15 protein-coding genes and 1 pseudogene are annotated in these 21,180 nt (G+C 66.3%); 9 read left to right on the top strand and 7 right to left on the bottom strand.

Annotation, left to right across the window (positions count from 1 at the left end; translation table 11 throughout):
* Positions 1-50: 50 nt before the first annotated feature.
* Positions 51-956: an amidohydrolase family protein gene (locus DFS13_RS25430; protein WP_034202000.1), complete on the bottom strand. Its 906-nt coding sequence runs from the start codon at positions 954-956 to the stop codon at positions 51-53.
* A 34-nt stretch (positions 957-990) separates the two neighbouring features.
* On the bottom strand, positions 991-1,893 hold the full coding sequence (locus DFS13_RS25425; RefSeq protein WP_111442246.1) for an amidohydrolase family protein: 903 nt from the start codon (positions 1,891-1,893) through the stop codon (positions 991-993).
* A 241-nt stretch (positions 1,894-2,134) separates the two neighbouring features.
* Between DFS13_RS25425 and DFS13_RS25420 the strand changes: the two genes are divergently transcribed.
* Entirely contained in the window at positions 2,135-3,025 is an 891-nt protein-coding gene (locus DFS13_RS25420) for a LysR substrate-binding domain-containing protein (protein WP_006484720.1), read from the top strand.
* Between the two features lie 10 nt (positions 3,026-3,035).
* On the opposite strand, the gene DFS13_RS25415 is transcribed toward DFS13_RS25420, so the two are convergent.
* Positions 3,036-3,929: a LysR substrate-binding domain-containing protein gene (locus DFS13_RS25415; protein ID WP_111442245.1), complete on the bottom strand. Its 894-nt coding sequence runs from the start codon at positions 3,927-3,929 to the stop codon at positions 3,036-3,038.
* A gap of 117 nt (positions 3,930-4,046) precedes the next feature.
* Here DFS13_RS25415 and DFS13_RS25410 point away from each other — a divergent pair, with 117 nt between their 5' ends.
* Positions 4,047-4,541, top strand: a complete 495-nt coding sequence (locus tag DFS13_RS25410; RefSeq protein WP_069352569.1) for a (2Fe-2S)-binding protein — start codon at positions 4,047-4,049, stop codon at positions 4,539-4,541.
* A 1-nt stretch (position 4,542) separates the two neighbouring features.
* The gene (locus DFS13_RS25405) at positions 4,543-6,789 is read left to right on the top strand and encodes a xanthine dehydrogenase family protein molybdopterin-binding subunit (protein WP_111442244.1); all 2,247 of its coding nucleotides are present in this window, start codon (positions 4,543-4,545) and stop codon (positions 6,787-6,789) included.
* Between the two features lie 97 nt (positions 6,790-6,886).
* Here DFS13_RS25405 and DFS13_RS25400 read toward each other — a convergent pair whose 3' ends face one another.
* The 4 genes from DFS13_RS25400 to DFS13_RS25385 all read right to left on the bottom strand — a co-directional run bounded on the left by DFS13_RS25400 (position 6,887) and on the right by DFS13_RS25385 (position 12,147).
* Positions 6,887-8,227: an amidase family protein gene (locus DFS13_RS25400; protein ID WP_111442278.1), complete on the bottom strand. Its 1,341-nt coding sequence runs from the start codon at positions 8,225-8,227 to the stop codon at positions 6,887-6,889.
* Positions 8,228-8,241: 14 nt separating this feature from the next.
* Positions 8,242-9,582: an MFS transporter gene (locus tag DFS13_RS25395; RefSeq protein ID WP_060211924.1), complete on the bottom strand. Its 1,341-nt coding sequence runs from the start codon at positions 9,580-9,582 to the stop codon at positions 8,242-8,244.
* Positions 9,579-11,090, bottom strand: a complete 1,512-nt coding sequence (locus DFS13_RS25390) for an amidohydrolase family protein (RefSeq protein WP_006498787.1) — start codon at positions 11,088-11,090, stop codon at positions 9,579-9,581. The genes DFS13_RS25395 and DFS13_RS25390 overlap by 4 nt, the downstream gene beginning before the upstream one ends.
* A 169-nt stretch (positions 11,091-11,259) precedes the next feature.
* Entirely contained in the window at positions 11,260-12,147 is an 888-nt protein-coding gene (locus DFS13_RS25385) for a LysR family transcriptional regulator (protein WP_058903614.1), read from the bottom strand.
* Positions 12,148-12,585: 438 nt separating this feature from the next.
* Between DFS13_RS25385 and DFS13_RS25380 the strand changes: the two genes are divergently transcribed.
* The 6 genes and pseudogenes from DFS13_RS25380 to DFS13_RS25355 form a co-directional block, all read left to right on the top strand.
* Positions 12,586-13,281 (top strand): YfiR family protein, encoded by a 696-nt coding sequence (locus DFS13_RS25380; RefSeq protein WP_006484729.1) that lies wholly within the window; start codon positions 12,586-12,588, stop codon positions 13,279-13,281.
* The gene (locus DFS13_RS25375) at positions 13,278-14,546 is read left to right on the top strand and encodes a diguanylate cyclase domain-containing protein (RefSeq protein ID WP_048985069.1); all 1,269 of its coding nucleotides are present in this window, start codon (positions 13,278-13,280) and stop codon (positions 14,544-14,546) included. Before DFS13_RS25380 ends, DFS13_RS25375 begins: the two co-directional genes overlap by 4 nt.
* Positions 14,547-14,632: 86 nt before the next feature.
* On the top strand, positions 14,633-15,142 hold the full coding sequence (locus DFS13_RS25370) for an OmpA family protein (protein ID WP_012493515.1): 510 nt from the start codon (positions 14,633-14,635) through the stop codon (positions 15,140-15,142).
* Between the two features lie 401 nt (positions 15,143-15,543).
* Complete coding sequence (locus tag DFS13_RS25365; RefSeq protein ID WP_012493514.1) at positions 15,544-17,664, top strand: type VI secretion system Vgr family protein; 2,121 nt, start codon at positions 15,544-15,546, stop codon at positions 17,662-17,664.
* 21 nt (positions 17,665-17,685) lie between these two features.
* Complete coding sequence (locus DFS13_RS25360; protein WP_006484761.1) at positions 17,686-18,108, top strand: DcrB-related protein; 423 nt, start codon at positions 17,686-17,688, stop codon at positions 18,106-18,108.
* Between the two features lie 7 nt (positions 18,109-18,115).
* A pseudogene (locus tag DFS13_RS25355) lies at positions 18,116-21,180 on the top strand (DUF6531 domain-containing protein); the annotation flags it as partial.

Raw genomic sequence — 21,180 nt, 5'->3', positions numbered from 1 at the left:
GAAAAGGCCGGACCGCGTGCACGGCGGCACGCGGTCCGGGCGCCGGCGCGTTACACGTAGGTCGCCGTCAGGCGCTTCCGTGCTTCGTCGAGATCCTTCGGCGGCCTGGTCGGCTCGATGCCGACGAGGCGGGCGATGTTGTTGCCCATGTAGTCCTCGAGGCCGTCCTCGTCGAGATCCATCCCCTGCGGCGCGGGCCCGCACAGCATTTCCAGCTCGCGCAGCCACATGCCGGGCTCGTTCGGCGGCGAATCGGTGCCGAACACGATCTTGTTGCGCGGCAGCTCGCGCGCGAATTCGACGATCCGCGACTGGTAGCACCAGCCCGATTCGCAATACACGTTCGGCGTGTCCATCGCCATCCAGAACGCTTCGAACGAGTAGTTGCCGCCCGTCTGGATGCCGAAGTGACCGATGATGAAGTTCACCATCGGAAACTCGCGGATGATCGGGTAGAACTGCGTCGGAATCGTGTACGGCCCGTCGCCCGTATGGATCAGCACGACGGTGTTGTACTTCGCGCACACCTTCATCGCGGGGCGCAGCCAGTCAAGCGCGCGGTCCGGCCGGTAGCCGTGCATGTTCGCGTGCAGCTTCACCATCTTGAAGCCGTACTCCCTGATGTGGAATTCCAGCTCCGCCGCGCCGTTTTCCGGGCCCCAGCGCGGGTTGTACGTGAAGTTGCCGATGAAGCGGTCGGGGTACTTCTGCGTGAGTTCGGCGATGTACGCCATGTAGTCGCGAATGCCGTCGCGGCCGCGGCGATTGCCGTCGCGATAGCCGGTGTTGCCGGGCGGCGGCTGGATGAACCCCATGTCGATGCGGCGCGGCTTGCCGTTGATGATGTACGGGCCGTCCATCATCTTCAGCAGGCGTTCGCCGGTGAACGGTTCGCCGGTATGGCGCCACGCCTCGTCGACGAGGTTGGTCGGGTGCAGGTGCGTATCGATGATCATGCAATGCTCCGGAATCGGGAGAGAGGGGCGCGCGTCAGGCGGCGAGCAACGCTTTCGCTTCGTCGACGGTGCGCGGCGCGGGCGTCGGTTCGAGGCCGATCATGCGCGCCGTGTTGTTGCCGAGGTAATCCTCGAGCGTGTCCTCGTCGAGATTCATCCCCTGCGGCGGGTCGAAGCACAGCACTTCGAGCAGGCGCAGCCACATGCCCGGTTCGTTCGGCGGCGTGTCGGAGCCGAACAGGATCTTGTGCTTCGGCAGCACCTTCGCGAATTCGACGATGCGCGACTGCAGGCACCAGCCCGACTCGCAATACACGTTCGGCAGATCCATCGCGAGCTGGAACGGCTCGAAGCAGTAGACGCCGCCCGTCTGCACACCGAAGTGCGCCATGATGAAATTGACCGTCGGGAATTCCTTGATCATCGGCACCCACTCGGTCGGGATGCTGTACGGGCCGTCGCCGGTATGCAGCTTCACGAGCACGCCGAGTTCCGCGCATTTCTTCAGCGCGGGACGCAGCCAGTCGAGCGCGCGGTCGGGCCGATACGCATGCATGTTGGCCTGGAATTGCACCATCTTGAAGCCGAGCTTGCGCACGTAGTGATCGATCGCGTTCACGCCGTTCTCCACGCCGCAGCGCGGGTTGTAGACGAAGCAGCCGATGAAGCGGTCGGGATGCCGGCGCGCCATCTCGACCGTGTACGCCATGTACGCGTCGATCGATTCGGTGCCCGACTTTTCGCCGTCGGTATACGTATAGATGGTGTTGCCTTGCGGCGGCTGGATGAACGCCTTGTCCACGCGGCGCGGCTTGCCGTTGATGAGGAACGGGCCGTTCATCGTCTCGATCAGGCGTTCGCCGGTGAACGGCGGGCCGTCGTGGCGCCACGCGAGGTCGACGAGATTCGTCGGGTAACAGCTGGTGTCGATGATCATCTACTCGATCTCCTTGAGAGGAACCGGAAAAGCCGGTTGCCGGGTCGCGGGCAGGCACGTCGATGAAGCGACCTGTCGGTCGGATTCATGCGGCCCTTTGCAAGGCGCTTTTTTTTCGCGCCTTCCCCTCGCCGGCATCGAGTGACACACTGCGGCGTGCACTGCTGCTTGAGACCGAGTGTCACAAGCCGAATGTGCTCTGTACAATATTTTTTACTGACGCTCTTGATACGTTTGCGATATGGACATGCGTGTGTTGCGTTACTTCGCGGTGCTGGCCGACGAACTGCATTTCGGGCGCGCCGCCGCGCGGCTCCATATCTCCCAGCCGCCGCTGAGCCAGCAGATCCGGCTGCTGGAAGAGCAGCTCGGCACCGCGCTGTTCGTGCGCTCGCAGCATCGCGTCGCACTCACGGAGGCAGGGAAAACACTGAAGGAACAGGTGCCGCTGATCGTCGCGCAGTTCGATCGCGCGATCGATCTGACGCGGTGCGCGGGGCGTGGCGAAGTCGGGCGCCTCGCGGTCGGCATCATCAGCTCGGCGATGGTCGCGCCGATCCCACACGCGTTGCGCGTGTTCGCCGAACGCCATCCGCACGTGCACTGGTCGCTGCACGAGATGACGCCGGCCGCGCAGATCGATGCGCTGAAGGAGAAGCGGCTCGACGTGTGCTTCTTCCGGCTGTTCCAGGACGATCCGTCGATCCGCAGCGAGATCGTCGTGCGCGAGACGGCCGTGGCCGTGCTGCCGCCAGGCCATCCGCTCGCATCACGCGCGGCGATCGCGCTCGGCGAGCTGGCCGGCGAGCAGTTCGTGTCGTTCGGCCTGCGGCATTCGCAACTGGCGCGCTTCCTGCAGCAGAGTTGCGTCGATGCGCGCTTCACGCCGCGGATCGCGCACGAGGTCGTCGAGGTGCACACGCTGCTGTCGCTGGTGCGCGAAGGGCTGGGCGTCGCGCTGCTGCCGGCGTCGTCGCGGCAGATCTCGACGGGCGGCGTCGCGTTCGTGCCGCTGTTGCCGCCGGCGCTCGAGGTATCGCTGCAGGCGCGTTACCGCGCGGACGATACGTCGGCGGTGCTCGGCGCATTTCTCGATACCGTGCGCGAGGTCGCGGCGGAATTCACCGCCTGAAGCGCGCGGGTCAGCGCGCGAGCGATTGCGTGACCAGCGCGCCGATCGCGTCGATCAGCGGTTTCACGCGTGCGTGCCGCTCGCGCGGCCAGATCGCATGGAGGTTGTAGTGGGTCGGAATCGCGATCGTGCAGAGCTCGACGAGCCGGCCGTCGCGCAATGCATCGGCGGCGAGCAGCCCGCGCACCAGTCCCGCGCCGCACCCTGACGCCAGCGTCGCGACGAGCCCGGCCGCGTTGTCGAACACGGCGATCGTCTCCGGTTCGACGGGCGCCAGCCCGGCCGCTTCGAGCCACGGAATCCACGAACGCTTCGTATAGCCGAGCAGCGGCAGTTCCAGCACCTGCTCGGGCGCGAGCGGCGCGGCGAGCCCGTAGCGGGCGAGCAGTGCCGGTGCGGCCATCGCGGTCAGCCGGTCGGGGCAGACCAGTGCGCTGTCCACGCCTTCCCATTCCCCGTAGCCATAGCGCAGCGCAATATCGACACGATCGAACGCATCGCGGTCGTGGCGCGGCGCGGACAGCACCGTCAGCGTCGTGCCGCCGAGCGTGCGCATCAGTTCCGGCAGCCGTGCGGGCAGCCAACCCTGCATCAGTTCGGGATCGACGTCGAGCCGGAGCGACGGCGCGGTCGTGCGCCCCTTGACCGACGACAGCGCGCGATCGATCTGTTCGAGCCCGTCCGACAACTGGTTCGCGAACAGCGTCCCCGCGTCGGTCAGGATCACGCGGCCGCCGGCCCGCGCGAACAGCGGCTGGCCGATGAATTCCTCGAGCGAGCGGATCTGCTGGCTGATCGCGCTGTGCGTGAGCGCCAGCTGACGCGCCGCGCTCGAAAAACTGCCGACCCGCGCGGCCTGCAGGAACGCCTGCATCGACTGGATCGAAGGGTATCGCTTGAGCATCTGTTAGTCCGACTGACAGGGATTCGACGAAATGATCGCTGGCGTGGCCGCCCATCGCGTTTCGATAATGCTCCGAAACCGCGCACCGCCCCATGAATGCGAATCAGGAGACTGCACATGATCGACATCGTCGTGAACGATACACGCCATTCGCTCGAGAATGTACCGGACGACATGCCGTTGCTGTGGGTGCTGCGCGACCGGCTCAGGCTCACCGGCACGAAGTTCGGCTGCGGCAAGGGCCTGTGCGGCGCGTGCACCGTGCATCTCGAAGGGCAGGCCGTGCGGTCGTGCCTGATCCCCGCTGTCGCCGCGAACGGGCGGCACGTGACGACGATCGAAGGGCTGTCGCCGGACGGGCGCCATCCGCTGCAGCTTGCATGGGTGGCGGAGGACGTGCCGCAATGCGGCTATTGCCAGCCAGGGCAGCTGATGCAGGCCGCCGCGCTGCTGAACGGCAGGCAGCCGGTGGATGACGCGGCGATCGTGTCGGCGATGTCGGGCAACATCTGCCGCTGCGGCACCTATGCACGGATTCACCGTGCGATCAGGCGTGCGGCCGCCGGCGATCCGGCGTTGAAGGCTGCCGCCGAACCCGTGAAGGAGGCGTGACATGCGCGACGATCACGCAACGGATGCACCGAGCACCGACGACACGCCGCGTCGTCGCTTTCTCAGACAGACTTCCGCGCTGCTCGCCGCCGGCATCGCGATCGGTTTCCGGATGCCCGATGCGGCCGCCGCGGGCAAGCGTGCGAGCGGCGATCCGCATCCGTCCGCGGGCGAATTCGAACCGAACGCATGGGTGCGCGTGCTGCCCGACGACACGATCAAGCTGGTCGTGCACAAGCACGATTCGGGCACCGGCACGCGTACCGCGCTCGCGGCGGTGGTGGCGGAGGAACTCGACGTCGATCCGTTTCGCGTCGACGTGATCACGCCGGAAGATCCGTTCTTCGCCGACTACATCCATCCGCTGTGGAAGGTGTTCTCGACCGGCGGCAGCACGAGCGTCGCGATGGAATACGAGCGGTTGCGTCGCGCGGGTGCGACTGCGCGGGCGATGCTGGTGGCCGCGGCGGCGCGGCAATGGAGCGTGCCCGCCTCGACGTGCACGACGGCCGATGGCGCCGTGCTGCATGCGGCGAGCGGGCGCCGTGCGACATACGGGTCGCTTGCGCAGGCCGCCGCGCAACTGCCCGCACCGACGCAGGTCGCGCTGAAGGACCCCGCGCAGTTCCGCTACATCGGCAAGCTGCGCAGCAAGCGCGGCGCCGCGCAGAAGGCCGATGGTTCGTTTCCGTACAGCATCGACGTGTCGCTGCCCGGGATGCGGGTGGCGGTCGTCACGCGCGCGCCGGTGATCGACGGCCGCGTGCGCAGCGTCGACGCGAAGGCCGCGCTGGCGATTCCCGGCGTGCGCGAGGTATTGCAGATTCCGCCGCGCCCCGACGTGCTCGGCGGCAACCAGGCCGGCGTCGCGGTGCTCGCGGACGATTACTGGTCGGCCCACAAGGGACAGGCCGCGTTGACGATCGAATGGGAGGACAGCCTGTTCGAGACGTTCGACAGCGGCACGCTCGCCGCGCGTCAGGCGGCGTGGATCGACGATCCGACCGCGCGCGTCGTACCGACGATCGCCGACGGCGATCCCGCGCATGCGAAAGCGCCCGGCGCACGCACGATCGAAGCGTCGTATTCGATGCCGCACAAGGCCGCGAATCCGCTGGAACCGATCAACCTCACCGTGTGGGCGCGCGACGGCGGCATCGAATACTGGGGCGGGCTGCAGGTGCCGTCCACCGCGATGGAAGCGGCCGACGTGATCGGCGGCATTCCCGCACATCGCGTGACGTTGCACGAGCTCGTGTCGGGCGGCAGTTTCGGCGCGCGCGAAGCGAAGTACTGGCTGTTCGAGGCGACGTGGCTCGCGGTGAAGACGGGCAAGCCCGTGAAGCTGATGAACAGCCGCGAGGACGAGATGCGCGCGTTGTTCTATCACGCGGCGAGCCACCACCGTGCGCGTGCGGTGCTCGATGCGCAGGGCAATCTCGCGTCGCTGTGGCTGCGTGGCGTGATGCCCGCGTCGCCGCAGCAGTGGGAGCCCGGTTATCTCGAGCGCACCGACCGGATGGACTTCAGCACGACCGAAGCGCTCACCAAATGGGAGTTCGCGTACCGTGCGCCGCATCGCGATATCGGCTGGATCCGCATGGAGACGGGCGTGCCGACCGGCTGGTTTCGTGCGGTGAGCTACATCCCGAACGTATTCGCCGTCGAATCGGTGATGGACGAAGCCGCGCATGCGGCGAAGCGCGACCCGGTCGAATTCCGGCTCGCGCACATGCGTGACCGGCCACGTCATGCGGCCGTGCTGCGGGAGGCCGCGCGGCGTGCCGGCTGGGGGCAGCCGCTGCCGGACGGCGTCGCGCTCGGTGTGGCGACGAACCAGGCGTACGACAGCTATGTCGCGGTGGTCGCGCGGGTCGTGCGCCAGGACGGCGCGGTGAAGGTGGAGAAGCTCACGTGCGTGGCCGATTGCGGGATCGCGGTGTCGCCGTCGGGCGTGGACGAGCAACTGTACGGCGGGCTGATGTGGGGGCTCGGCCATGCAACCGCCGATCGCATCGATTTCAAGCACGGCCGCGTGCAGCAGTCGAATTTCGATACGTATCGCGTGATGCGGATGCGCGACATGCCCGACACCGACATCCATGTCGTGCAGGGCGATCCGGCGAAGCCGGGCGGGGTGGGGGAACTGTCGAGCCCCGCGGTGACGCCTGCGATCGCGAATGCGGTGTTCAGGCTGACGGGCACGCGGTTGCGGGAGACGCCGTTCGATTTGTCGGCGTTGACATAGCACGCGAAAGACAGTCGCGGCGACGCGCAGCATGCGCGGCGGGGATTGTTTCGCACGATCAGGCGCTTCGCACGGGGCATGCCGTACCGGGGCCCGGCTAACGAATCATCGCGCGCCATGCGGCCGAGAATTGCCGCGCGGCGACGAAGCACGCGGCGTCGTCGCTGGGTGCGCCGATCAACTGCACGCCGACCGGCAGTTCACCCGACGCGAAGCACGGTGCGCTGACGACCGGCAGCCCTGCGAATGAAATCGGTTGCGTGAGCAGGCCGAGCGCCTTCGCGGGGGCGAGCGCGACGCCGTTGATATCGACGGTTGCGTCGGCGAAGTGCGGCGCCGCGCACGGCGTCGCAGCGGCCAGCAGGACGTCGTAGCACGCGAACAGCGCTTCGAGGCGCGTGCGCCACGCGGCACGGCAGGCGAGCGCCTCGCGATACACGGCGCCGGGGACGGCGAGGCCGATTCCGATGCGCGAGCGCAGGTGTTCGGATACGAGTGCCGCCGGCGCGTCGAGCAACCCGCTATGGGCGCGTGCCAGCTCCACGTTCGAGATCACGAGCGCCGCTTCGCGCACGTTCGCAACTTCGTCGCTGCCGACAGACACCGATTCGCGCGCCCGCAGGCAGGCGGCCACGCGCCGCACGGCGCGTTGTGCATCCGCATCGGCATGTGTTTCGAAATCGCCAGTCAGCACGGCGAGGCGTAGCGGCACGCCCGGATCGTGCACCGGGTTCGAGCGCGGCGCATGGGCTTCGCACAGCGTGTCGTACAGCACCGCGAGATCGTCGATATCGTTCGCGAACCCGCCGACGGTATCGAGCGATGCGGCATACGGCAGGCAGCCGGCCCGCGACAGCCGTCCGTCGCCGGGGCGGAATCCCCATACGCCGCACAGCGCCGCCGGCGCGCGAATCGATCCGTTCGTATCGCTGCCTAGCGCGAGCGGCACGTATCCGGCGGCAACCGCGGCGGCGGAGCCGCTCGACGAGCCGCCCGTCATGCGCGTCGGGTCGGCCGGCAGGTGCACCGCGCCATAGTGCGGATTCACGCCGGTGGCGCCGCATGCGAGTTCGTCCATGTGGGTTGCGCCGATCGGGACCGCGCCGGCCGCACGCAATCGTGCGACCGTTGCCGCGTCGGCGCTGGCGGGCGGCAACGCGGCGCGCGCGGGCGATCCCGCGACCGTCGGGTAGCCCGCCACGTCGACATTCCACTTCACGAGGAACGGCACGCCTGCCAAGGGGCCCGGGTCGTCCCCGTCCCGCACGAGGCGGTCGACGCGCAGCGCGTCGCGCCGTGCCCGTTCGTCGAAAGTGCGTGCGCAGGCATTGATCGCGTCATCGCGCGCGGCGATGTCGGCGAGCACGGTTTGCACGAGCGACTCCGCGCTCACCCGCCCGCTGCGCACGCCCGCCGCCAATGCCAGCGCACTGCGCATCGAAGGCGCCGCGCTCATGAGCGCACCATGAGCCGACGCGGAATCGCCAGGATCAGCGCGGCGGCGGCGAACAGCGTGAAGGCGAGCAGCGCGACACCGAGTTCGGTGCTGCCGGTCAATCCCGTTGCATAGCCCATCAGCGTCGGCCCGACGAATCCCGCGACGGCCGCGCCGATATTGACGAGCCCGGCGCCGCCCGCGGCCGCTTCGCCCGCGAGAATCCGCGACGGCAGGCTCCAGAACATCGCGAGCGTGCTCATGATGCCGGCCACACCCGCGGTCAGGCACGCGACCGCAAGCACGGGATGCGCGCGCATTCCGAGGCTCGCGAGCAACGCAACGCCGCCGAGCGCGACCGGCAGCGCCGTATGCCAGCGGCGCTCGCCGGTTCGCACCGAATGCTGCGCGTTCGCGACCATGGCGACCGACGCGACCAGATACGGGAAGGCGCTGACCAGCCCGATTTCGAGGTTGCTCGGCGATCCGAGCGCCTTGACCATCGTCGGCATCCAGAACACGAGCCCGTAGTTGCCGACGTTGTAGAGGAACGACGTCGCGAACAGCAGCCACAGGGTCGGCTCGCGCAGCGCAGCGCCGAGCCGGGTACGCTTGCCGGCCGCTTCCTGAGCCATTTCCGCGTGGATCATCCGTTTTTCCGTATCGGTCAGCCAGGCTGCATCGTCGATCCGTTCCGTCACGCGGGCGAGCAGATAGCCGCCAAGCACGATGGCGGGCAGGCCTTCGATCAGGAACATCCACTGCCAGCCGCGCAACCCGAAGCCGCCGTGCGTGGCGTCCATGATCCAGCCGGACAGCGGGCCGCCGACGATCACGCCGAGCGGCATCGCGAGAAACAGGAACGCCATGACCTTCGCGAGCCGGTGCGACGGAAACCACACGCTGAAGTACGCGATCACGGCCGGAAAGAAGCTTGCTTCGGTCACGCCGAGCAGGAAGCGCAACGCATAGAAGCTCGCGGTGTCGCGGGTCGCGAGCGTGGCGACCGACACGACGCCCCACGTCAGCATCGATCCGGCGAGACAGCGCTTCACGCCGATCCGCCGCACGAGCCAGCCGGCCGGCACCTGCAGCAGCAGGTAGCCGACGAAGAACAGGCCCGCGCCGACGCCGTAGGCCGCGTCGGTGAGATGCAGGTCGGTCACCATCTGAAGCTTCGCGAAGCCGACGTTGACACGGTCGAGATAGCCGAAGAAATAGCAGACCAGGATCAGCGGAATGATGCGTCGGCTCAGGCGCGCATAAAGTGCGTCGAGCCCGGGCGTGGCGGATTCGGCGTGCGGCCTCGAGCCGCGGTGCAAGCCGCGCGGCGTGGCGGCGCCGTTGGGATTCGTCATGGTGACTCCGTGCAGGTTGACTCGGGGCCGGTTGTCGCGATCGCGCGAGCGCGCGTCGCCGCCAGGCGATCCTGGACGTCGCGGCGCAGCGCCCGGCCGGGACGCGCGCCGGTGTGACGGCCATGTTCGAGCACGGCCCGTCCGTTGACGAAGACGTGTTCGATGCCTTCGGGGCGTAGCGTCGGGCTCGCGAACGTCGCGCGATCGATCACGCGTGCCGGATCGAACACGACGAGATCGGCGTAGTGACCGACCGCGAGCCGTCCGCGCCGTGCGATGCCGAACTGCTCGGCTGTGAGGCCCGTCATCTTGCGCACGGCGGTTTCCAGCGGGAACAGGCCGCGCTCGCGGGAGAATTCGCCGAGCACTCGCGGGAACGTGCCCCACAACCGCGGATGGGGGCGCTTGTCGTTGGGCAGTCCATCCGAGCCGACCATCGTCAGCTCGTGCCGAATGATGCGCTCGACATCCGCCTCGTCCATGACGAAGTAAATCGCGCCGGCGGGGCGTAGCGCGTCGATTGTGGCGTCCACCGAATTGCCGAACAGCGGCAGCAGTTCGTGGAAATCGCGGCCCGCGAGTTCGGGATGCGGCTTCGACCAGCCGAGAATCACGCGGGACGACTGACGGACGCGATCCGCGCGCAGCATCGTCGACGTGGCCGGATACGGATGACAGTCGAGACACAGCGGTTGCAGCTTGCGCCGCGCGTCGATATGCGCGAGCGTTTCGACCGAGCGGCCGTGGTTGGCCTTGCCGGCCACCTTGTGATGCGACAGCACGACGCGCACGTCGAGCGCGCGGCCGATCGAGAACGCTTCGTCGAGCGATGCGATGATCGCATCGGTTTCGTCGCGCAGGTGCGTCGCGAATACGCCGCCCGTCTCGCGCAGCGGCGCGCACACGTCGATCAGTTCTTCCGTCGGCGCGCCTGCCGCGGGCGGATAGAAGGTGCCCGACGAGACGCCGAACGCACCGGCCGCCATCGCTTCGCGTACGTCGGCCGCCATCGCCGCGATTTCGGCTGCGCTGGCCGCGCGGTCGAGATCGGCCATGTGCCGCACGCGCAGCGTCGAGTGGCCGATCAGGGCCGCCGTATTGACGGCGGCGGGCGTCGCGTCGAGTGCGTCGAGATAGGCGCGAAAGGACGGGAAGCGGAACGCCTGCCACGCGCCCAGCAGGTCGAGCGGCTGCGGCACCTCGCGGTTGGCGAGCAGCGGGGCGAGACTGATTCCGCAATTGCCGGCGATCACCGTGGTGACACCCTGCGCAACTTTCGGCTCGACGTCGGGATCGGTCAGCACGAATGCGTCATCGTGCGTGTGACTGTCGATGAAACCCGGCGCGACGACGAGGCCGCCCGCATCGAGCGTGTGCGAGGCCGTCGCGCCGCCCAGATCGCCGATCGCGGCGATGCGCTCGCCCGTTACGCCGAGATCGGCCTCGAAGCGTGCGGCCCCGGTGCCGTCGATCAGCTCGCCGCGACGCAGGATCACGTCGAAATGCATGGTGGTTCCTCCAGAATCCGCGCGGAGCCGGGCCGCGCCCGTTTCCGTCGTTCATGTTTGCCACCATCGTCTCCAGCCATTTTTCGCGAGTCCAATGCCGTTCGGCTCGCGATTCATGCGAAACCGGCATCAATGCGGGCGCTGTCGCGCCGCCGTGTGGCCCGCGGCGTTATGCGAACGACGCCTGCACCAGCACAAGGAGGTCGCTCGCGAAGCTGGACATCGAGATGGCGCGATGCCGCACGATGCCGACCCGGCGCTCGATCGTCGGGCTCGCGATCGGCACCGTGCGTACCGCGGGCGAACCGTAAGCACGCAGCGCACTCTCCGGCAGGATCGCGCAACCGACCCCGGCCGCTACCAGTGCGGCAACGCACGAGATGTGCTCGACCTCATAGAACCAGCGGGTTCGCACCGCTTCCTGGCCCATCAGCATTTCGAGCAGCAGACGATTGCCGCTGTCGCGACCGCCGATGATCAGCTTGGCGTGCCGCAGTTCACCGAGCGTGACGGCGTCGGCGTGCGCCAGCGGATCGGCGTCGTGGGCCGCGAGCACGTAGCGGTCGGTGAAGAGCGGTTCGAACACGAGATCGTCGTCGTCGCCGGGATGCAGGCTCACGCCGAATTCGGCGATGCCCGCGCGCACTTGCGACAGCACGAAGTCGTGATTGCCGTCGAGGATCTGCACGGCGACGTGCGGATACTTGGCGGCGTAGCGACGCAGCACGTCGGGCAACGCCTGAGCGACGACCGTGGGGATCGACGCGAGCCGTACCTTGCCGTATCGCTTTTGCGCGATGTCCTGGATCGACGACAACATCATCCCGAGCTGCGCGATCTGCTCGCGCGCCATCGGCAGGAACTGGCGGCCGACACCCGTCAGCGTCACGCTGCGGGTGGTGCGCTGGAACAACTCGACACCGAGCGTCTGTTCGAGTTTCTGGATGCGGCGCGACAGTCCCGGCTGGGTCAGGTTCAGCTTTTCCGCCGCGCGATGGAACGTGCCGAGTTCCGCAACGGCGACGAAGGCTTCGAGTTCCGAGTTTTCGACTTTCATGGCGTTCCAGTAGTTGACCGACTCCGGCATGCCGACGTATCGCGGCAGGCCTCGCGGATATTCTCGCCGGTCTCGCTTGATGATCGCCGCAAGCGTACATGCATTGCCGGCCGGGTCGGCGACGAGTGGCCCGCGTACTGACGCACGAGCCGTCGCAGCGTTGACGAACGTCTGACGTTTGCCGCGCACCGGCATCCAATCCGCTGATCAATCCGTCGACGTCGATGATGAATCGACGTCGGCCCGCGCGTTCGGCCGCCTCCCCGGGCGGTGGCATCGAATCCGCATACTTTCCGACGTTTTCTCGGGTGTTTCCCACTGCTTGGTCATCCGAATTTTTACCTAAGATGAAGAAATCGTGCGCGTCATTCGGTGCTTGCATGCGCATGGAGGGAGGCAGGAGGCAGCGCCGGAGCGATGCCAGCGGATGTTGCCATCATGGAAGCGAAAGTGTGCGCGGCGGCTGCCTGTCTTGCGACGGCGGCGACGCCAACGGGCGCGGCGGAGATCGCCGCACGGACCACGAGCCGGCCCGGCCGGATCACTTCGCTGCGCCACGCGTTGCTCGCAATCGTTTGCGTTCTGGGGGCCGCGCCGGCCGTACTCGCCGGGGCACCGACCGATGCCGACGGCCCGCCCGACAACGCGCACATCGTTCCCGCCGCGAACCCCGTCGATCCGGGCATGTCGTCACACGACACGGCCGTGCGTCAGGTCGTGCTCGGCATCATCAGCTTCACGCGCTGGCCGACGACGCCCGTTCGTCTGCATCTGTGCGTCACCGGGCGGCCCGACTACGCGCGTGGCCTGACCGACACGCTGCAGGCCGGCTCGACGTTGCTCGACGTGCAACGCGTCCGCTTCGACGATCCGTCGCTCGGCATCGCGTGCGACGTCGTCTATCTCGGCACGTTGAGCAACGACGAGCGCGCGCGGGTGAGAGCCGCATTGGCCGGCCATCCGGTGCTGACGATCGCGGAACACGATCCGTCGTGCACCGCGGGCGGCATGTTCTGTCTCAACGTCGACGGCGACCGCGTGTCGTTCGACATCAATCTCGATGCCGTCGCGCGCAGCGGCGTGCGCGTGCATCCGAATGTTCTCAATCTCGCACGACGGCCGGTGACGCCATGACACGCTCCGCGCTCCCCGTTCCCGCTTCGCGCCTGCCGCGCCCGACGCTGCAAAGCGTGTTGCGTCGTGCGCACCTGCGCCTCGCGTTCGTCGCCGTGACGATGGCCGCCGTGTCGTTGATCGTCGTCGCCGTGATCGCGCTGCGCGCGTATGCCGGCAACAACCTGAACCTGCTGGCGCGCTCGCTCGGTTACACGGTCGAGGCAGCCCTCGTGTTCGGCGACCGCGTCGCGGCGAACGAGGCGATCGGCATGATCGCCGGCGACGAGGACGTCGCGCAGGTGGTCGTCACCGACAGCAACGGGCAACTGTTCGCCACGTGGCAGTTACCGGCCCGAAACGGGGTCGCGCGGCTCGAGCGCGCCGTCGCCGATGTGGCGCTGCCTGGGCCGGTGACCGTCCCGGTGATGCATGACGGCATCATCGTCGGCCACGTCGTCGTGCGTGGCCGCGGGCATCAGTTCTTCGGATTCCTGCTCGGGGGCATCGGCGGCATTCTCGGCTGCCTGGCCGTCAGCGTATTCGGTGCGTATGTCAGCTCGAAGCGTCTGCTGCGCAACATCGTGTCGCCGCTGCGCGCGCTGGCGGGCGTCGCGCATGCGGTGCGACGCGAGCGTGCGTTCGCGCGGCGTGTCGAGCCGGCGGCGATCGCCGAACTGAACCAGCTCGGCGACGACTTCAACGCGCTGCTCGACGAATTCGAAGACTGGCAGAACACGCTGCGCGACGAGAACGCGTCGCTCGAACACAAGGCCACGCATGATGCGCTCACCGGGTTGCCCAACCGCGTGCAGTTCGAATCGCGCCTCGCGCTTGCGCTTTGCGACGCCACGTTGACCGGGCAGCGGGTCGCCGTGCTGTATCTCGACTGCGACCGCTTCAAGGAGATCAACGATTGTCTCGGCCACGACGCCGGGGATGCGGTGCTGATCGGCATCGCGTCGCGGTTGCGCACGCGGGTGCGCGAGACCGATCTCGTCGCGCGCCTGGGCGGCGACGAATTTGCGGTGATGCTGGCGGCGGTGCCTGAAGCGGGCAGCGTGTGCCGGATCGCCGACGAGATTTTGTCCGGCATGGCGCCGTCGATCGAGTTGTCCGACGGCCGCGTGGTGGCCACCATGATGAGTGCCGGCGTTGCGCTGTATCCCGATCACGCGTCGGACGCGAGCGGCTTGCTGCGCGCGGCGGATATCGCGATGTACCGCGCCAAGCGCGCGCGGCCGGGATCGTGGCAACTGGCGGAGAGCGTTGCAGGGCCGGTGTGAGGTCGATCGACTCGCGCTGCGGGCGAGGCCGCGGCGGCGGTTAAAAGAAGCGCTTGCCGGGCGGGCGCAACGGAAGGGGATGCGAAATGAACCACTCGTTTCCTGTGAGCATGGGGCGGATGTGCGTCGGGAGCGCACTGCTGCTGTGCATGCTGCTGGGGGGCTGCAAGACGCCGCCGCTTCATCGCGGGCTGACGCAGACGCAGGTCACGGCGCTGAAGTCGGCCGGATTCCAGGAGACCGGACAGGGATTCGAGTTCGGATCGACCGGACCGATTCTGTTCGATTTCGACCGGTACAACCTCAAGCCGGACGTGCGGCGGATCGTCGAAAGGATCGGGCGGACGTTGCGGTCGGCGGGGATCAACGGGGTGCGGGTGTACGGGTACTCGGATGACGAGGGGACGGCGGCTTACGATCTCGAGTTGTCGAGGCGGCGGGCTGAAGTCGTTGCCGTCGAACTGGCCGACGTCGGGCTGGATGCGAAGCGGATCGCGGTCGTGGGGCGAGGGAAGAGCGATCCGGTGGGGGACAACAAGACGCCGGTGGGGAGGGCGCAGAATCGGCGGGCCGCGATCGTGGTTTCGCCGCGGTGAGGGAAGTGCGCCGTGATGGCGATTGCACGCCTGCCGACCAGCAGGTTGCCTAGTATGTTTGTTCAAACACCGACCCGGGAATGCCTTGGTGCGGTCGGTCTGGACGGTTTCTTACCATTGTCACGCAGACACCCGAGCATCCGTTGATCGTCACGGTGTTCCGGGCGGTCCAGGTTATCGACACGCGCGCTGACACGGTTTTCATTGCAGACCGTCGTACTGCGCAGCCGTGGGCGATAGCCTTCAGTCAGCTTCACTGCTGGCTCAGTTCTTTCGGTTTTAGGGTCGGAAAGCAAACGTTTGCGCGAGACTTTCGCGCAGTCGGGTTTTACCCTACATTATCGGGGCTTCGGGCCGGCGAGCCGGCTCATGGAACCTGAGATCACACGCAAGGAACAAGAATGAGTTTCGCTCCGAACGGGGGTATTCCCAGTGGATTGGGCGGTGGTGCGCTCGGCTCGTTGAGCGCACTCGGGGGCCTCGCCGGCCCGGTGGCGTCGAGCGTGGCCGGCAGCCTCGGGCCACTCGCCGGGCTGGCCGGGCACGTCGACACCGTCCAGCGCGCGATGCAACTCGCGCAGACCGGCTTCTCGCTGATGGACAAGACGCCCGGCGCGATCGCCGAAGCGATCAACGGCGCCGCCAACCCGGCACGCCTGACCCAGCTCAACCGTTACGTGACGCTCGATACGCCGCTCGGCCCGGATGTGCTGCTGGTCAGCGCGGCCGTCGTCGACGAGCACGTGAACCGGTTGCCGGAAATCCACCTCGACCTGCTGTCGCATCGCCACGACCTGCGCCCGGAGGACCTGATCGGCCAGCAGGTCAAGATCCGCTTCGATCAGCAGGCGCGCCTGTCGACGCTCGAACGCGTCGTCGCGTCGGGGGCAGTCGAGGGCGACCGCTACTTCGACGGCTACGTCGCGTCGTTCGACCGGGCCGGCAATCCCGGGAACGTCACGCAATACCACCTGACGGCCGTGCCGTGGTTCTGGTTCCTCACGCGCTCGACCGACTGCCGGATCTTCCAGAACAAGACCGCGCAGGACATCCTCACCGAGATCTTCCAGGAACACGGTTTTTCCGATTTCACGTTCGACATCCGGACCAGCCAGAAGCCGCTCGAGTACGTCGTGATGTACCAGGAGAGCTACTACAACTTCTGCGCGCGGCTGATGGAGCAGGAAGGGCTCGTGTGGACGCACCGCTACGAGAAGGACAAGCACTTTCTCGTGATCGGCGACACGAACCTGCTGTTCCGCCCGATCGACGGGCTCGCCACCGTGCCGTTCGCCGCGACCGAGGCCAGCGAGGACAGCGGCATCGATCAGTTGCACGAAGGCCGGCGCTTCGGCGTCGGCAAGGTCACGTTCCGCGACTTCAATCACCAGAATCCGTCGTCGCCGCTGATGCTGGTCGAGGCCGGGCCGCAAAACCTCAAGCATGCGCGGCTCGATGCGACCGAGCGCTTCGAGCACCAGTCGCTGTACGACCACGGCGACGACGGCAACCGCTATGCCCGTTTCGCGATGGAGGCCGAGGAGGCGCAAGCCCATCGCTATACCGGCGGCGGCTACGCGTGGCGTATGACGACGGCCGGCGCCGTGACCGTCGCGAATCACCCCGTCCTCGAGAACAACCAGGAGTACGTGATCCTGCACGTGCGTCACGAGGCCGTGAACGACTATACGCAGCACAGTGCGAAGCTGCCGTACCGCAACAGCTTCTCGCTGCTGCCGAAGAAGATTCCGTACCGTGCGCCGCGCGCGACGCCGAAGCCGGTGATTCACGGCACGCAATCGGCGATCGTCGTCGGGCCGAAGGGCGAGGAAATCTATACGAACGGCAGCGCGGTGAAGGTGCATTTCCCGTGGGACCGGCGCGGCAAGAAGGACGGCTCCGATTCGATGTGGGTGCGCGTGTCGCAGCCGTGGGCGGGAGACGGCTGGGGCGCGGCCGCGATTCCGCGGATCAAGCAGGAAGTGCTGGTGGCGTTCAATCAGGGCGATCCGGATAACCCCGTGATCGTCGGCCGCGTGTTCAACGGCGAGCAGGGCAACCCGTATCACGGCGCGGCCGGCCAGACGATGGGGATCAAGAGCCAGACGCACAAGGGGCAGGGGTCGAACGAGTTGCTGATGAGCGACGTCAATGGCGCACAGATGCTCTACATGCATGCGCAGAAGGACATGCATACCGTTGTCGAGGACGCGCAGTGGACTCAAGTTCTCAAAGGCGACCGGACCGTCGAGGTTGGCAAGGGCAACCATACGACGGCCGTCGCAGTTGGCAACCTGTCGGACGTTGTCGTGCAGGGCAATACGCTGCACCAGACTCCGCAGGGTGTGCACACACTGGAAGCCAAGGAACTCTGGATCAAGATCGGCGGCGATGGCGGCACGCGGATCCATATGACAGCCGACTCGATCGACATCTATAAGGGCGATTCGGTGATCCACCTGGATGACAGCAACATCAATATTCAGGCGGCTCGGACCGACATCAACCCGAAGAACGGCTAACACCAATAAGGATAACAAAGCATGTACCAGATGCAGGAAGGCACGTTGGCGCTGCCCGTGGAGTGGCAGGACAAAACGATGAACGTATTTGTGTCGGCAGCGACTGGCACGGAGGGTGTGAGTTTCGTGATCACGCGCGAGCGGTTGCCGTGGGGCATGAAGTTCGCCGAATATGTGTCAAGCGAAATCCGGAAGGTGGCGAAGCAGGTTCCGGATTATGCCGAGGTGGCAAATGAAGACGCCACGGTTTCCGGGCGCGCCGCGCATGTGCACGAGTTTACCTGGACGAACAACCAGGCGCCCATTCACCAGCGGCTGACGATGGTGGAATACGGGCAGGTTGTCCTGATGCTCACCTTCACTGCGCCCGGTACGCTGAGTGACACACAGCGCGAACAAATCCGGGCGGTGATTCAGAGCCTTCAGTTGCGCGATCCGATCTGAGGCTGCAATGTCGGACACGCCGAGTTACGACGAACCGAGCGGCAGCGCACAGGAACGTCTCGATCAGATCGCCAAGCTGGAGGACGGTGAAGCCGCGAAAGCGGCCGAGCAGCCGTTTTACGAGCACCTCAACTATGGGATGCTTGGCGCCGATGCGGGCCTGACCGCCGTTGAGGGGACGGCCGCCGGGCTGAGTGCGGCCGGTACAGCGCTGGCGGGTGGCGCGACCGGCGGGGCGGCACTGGGTGCGGGCGCGGTTGCGGCGGGCACCGTCATGCTTCCGCTCGCGATTGCAGTCGGGGGAGCTTGGGCGCTCGACAAGGTTGGCGTGACCGGCTGGCTGTCGAAGGAGTTCACACAGGTTGGCGACGCACTGGGCCTCACCATCGGCCGAGGCGATCCACACCCCGCATGCATTGGCGATCGGATCGCGCACTCGTCAGGTTTTATGGGGATTCTCGCCGGCATTGCCGTGGGGGTTGCGATTGGCGTGGCAGTGGCGGCGACTGTGGCAACAGGTGGACTCGCCGGGGCGCTGATCGTTGGCGCTTGCATGGCCGGCGGCCTGACGCTTGGTGGTGCGCTCGCGTCGGCCAGCCAAAGTATGGGCAGCAACTGTGGCGAGATCGTCACCGGTTCGAGCAACGTATATTTTGAAGGCAAAAAGGTGGCGCGTGTCACGGACCTGGTGAAATGCGATCACCATTCCGGCGCGCCGCAGGCGCTCGTCGACGGCAGCAAAACCGTGTTCGTCAACGGGCTGCCGCTGGTGCGGATCGGCCACGAGACCCACTGCAGCGGCAAAGTCAATTCGGGGCGCAACAGTATCTGGATCGACAAGACGACCGGAAATTATGGCCCGAAGAACCCGGAGCTGTCCGCGACGCAGGAATTCCTGGCGGGCTTGATCGGCGGGATTGTAGGCGGCGGAGTTGGAAAAGTTGGCGGCAAGGGGCTGCGGGCGGTGCGCGAAAAATTCCGGCCCGAACCCACCCGATCGGCGGAGCAGAGGGGTATCAAGGACGAGAATCGACCGAAGTGCAAGGACCCGGTTGATCCGGTATCCGGAGAAATGCTGGAGATCCGTACGGATCTGGCCATTCCCGGAATCTTGCCCCTTGAGTTCAAACGACGCTATCGGACTCGATCGGACGATCATGGATTGCTCGGTCACCGCTGGTCGGACAACTGGTCGCAGCGATTGACGTTCGATGGTGGCCGCTTCGTGAGATTCCACGACGGCGCTGGCCTGGTGATCGGCTTTGACGCGCCGGATATGGCGCTCAACGGCATCAACCTTCGTGAGCCGCGTTATCGGCTGGTCGGAAGCCGACTCGAACCGCGCATCTTCGATCGTGACGCGCGGCAACTGCGTATTTTCGCGCCGCTCGTCGACGGGCGCTCGTCTCGCCTTGAACGGGTCGAGGACCTCGACGGCAACGCGATCGTTCTTTCCTACGATACTGCTGGCCGTTTGAGCGGCATGGTCCATAGCGATGGCTATCGGCTCGAGATTGCCTATCCTGGCCGCGACCGTCAGCTGCAACGGATCGTTCTCCATGATGCGGACGGTGGTTCCAGAACGCTTGTGGGCTACGACTACCAGAACGGCATGCTTACCCATGTGGCGAGCTTCCAGTTTGGGCAGTTCTATTACGCGTACGACGAACACGGCTGGATGACCCAATGGCGGGATACAGACCAGACCGATGTTCGATATCGGTACGACACCGCTGGTCGTGTAGTCGAGCTGGTCGTGTAGTCGAAACAGGTACACGGCAGGGCTATCACACGGGCCGATTCATCTACGAAGCCGGCTGCACACGCGTGATTGACGTCGATGGCGAATGGACCTACGCCTATAACGACGAAGGCCTTGTAACGGCCGAAACTGATCCGCTCGGTCATTGCACTTACTCCGAATGGGAGCTTGGTCGTTTGATGGCCCGGATTGATCCGCTTGGCCGACGGACGGACTATCGATACGACGAGCGAGGCCAACTGACTTCGGTCGTCGAAAGCTCGGGGAGGACGGTTGACTTCGACTATGACGACGAGCAGCGCCTAACCGGGGCGCGCTTGCCGAACGGCGGCACGATCAAGCTCGAGTACGACCATCTGTCTCGGTTGATTGCACGGACCGAGCCGGACGGCAACAAAACGACCTATCGCTATGGGCCCCGTGGCGAACTGCTGCGAGTGGTTCAAGGTGATCGCGAGACACGCCTGGACTACGATGACCGGCTGCGGCTGACCGACATCGAATTGCCAACGGGTGCGCGCTTTAGGCGCAAGATAGACGCGCTGGGCCGGCTGCTGGAGGAAACGTCGCCCGATGGGCATGTGACGCGTTACGACTATGCTGACGGCCCGGCAAATCCGCGCGGTCTGCTGAGCGCCGTTACGCGCCCCGATGGCTCGGTATCGAGGGCACGCTATAACAGCGAGAGCCTGCCCGTCGAGTGGATCGATCCGCTAGGACGTACGATCCAGCGAACCTACGGTCCATTCGACCTGCTTACTGCGTCGATCGACGCGGCCGGACATGCAACGCGTTTTGAGTACGACCATGCGACCCGGCTGACGAAGGTTATCAATGCGCTGGGAGAGACTTACACATACCGCTACGACGCGGCCGGGCGTCTCGCGGCCGAAATTGACTGGGGAGGCCGCGCGACCGAATACGACCGCGATGCCGTCGGTCGCCTGCTGACGAAGACACTGCCCGACGGTGGCCAGTGGCGCTATACGTACGATGCATCCGACCGACTCATCGAGATCGATGCCGGCGACGTGAAGCTTGCCTACCGCTACGATGCGAGCGGCCGATTGGCGTCGGCGGAGGTCCAGGGTGAGCACGCTCATGTGACGCGCTTTGCCTACGACAGGAATGGCCGCTTGATCGGCGAAGATCAGCATGGCGAACTGTTGCGGCACGTCTACGACGCCGATGGACAATGCCGTCTGCGGATGACACCTAGGGAAACGCTGATCAATGGACCAACTTCCGAAGTTGCAGGCGAGATGGCTTCAAATTTTCTGGATGACGAAGCGAATCGGCGCTCAATTCAG

This window comes from Burkholderia sp. 28_3, from assembly GCF_003253915.1.
GTDB classification, from domain to species: domain Bacteria; phylum Pseudomonadota; class Gammaproteobacteria; order Burkholderiales; family Burkholderiaceae; genus Burkholderia; species Burkholderia cenocepacia.
This window is presented reverse-complemented; position numbering and strand designations above follow the sequence as displayed.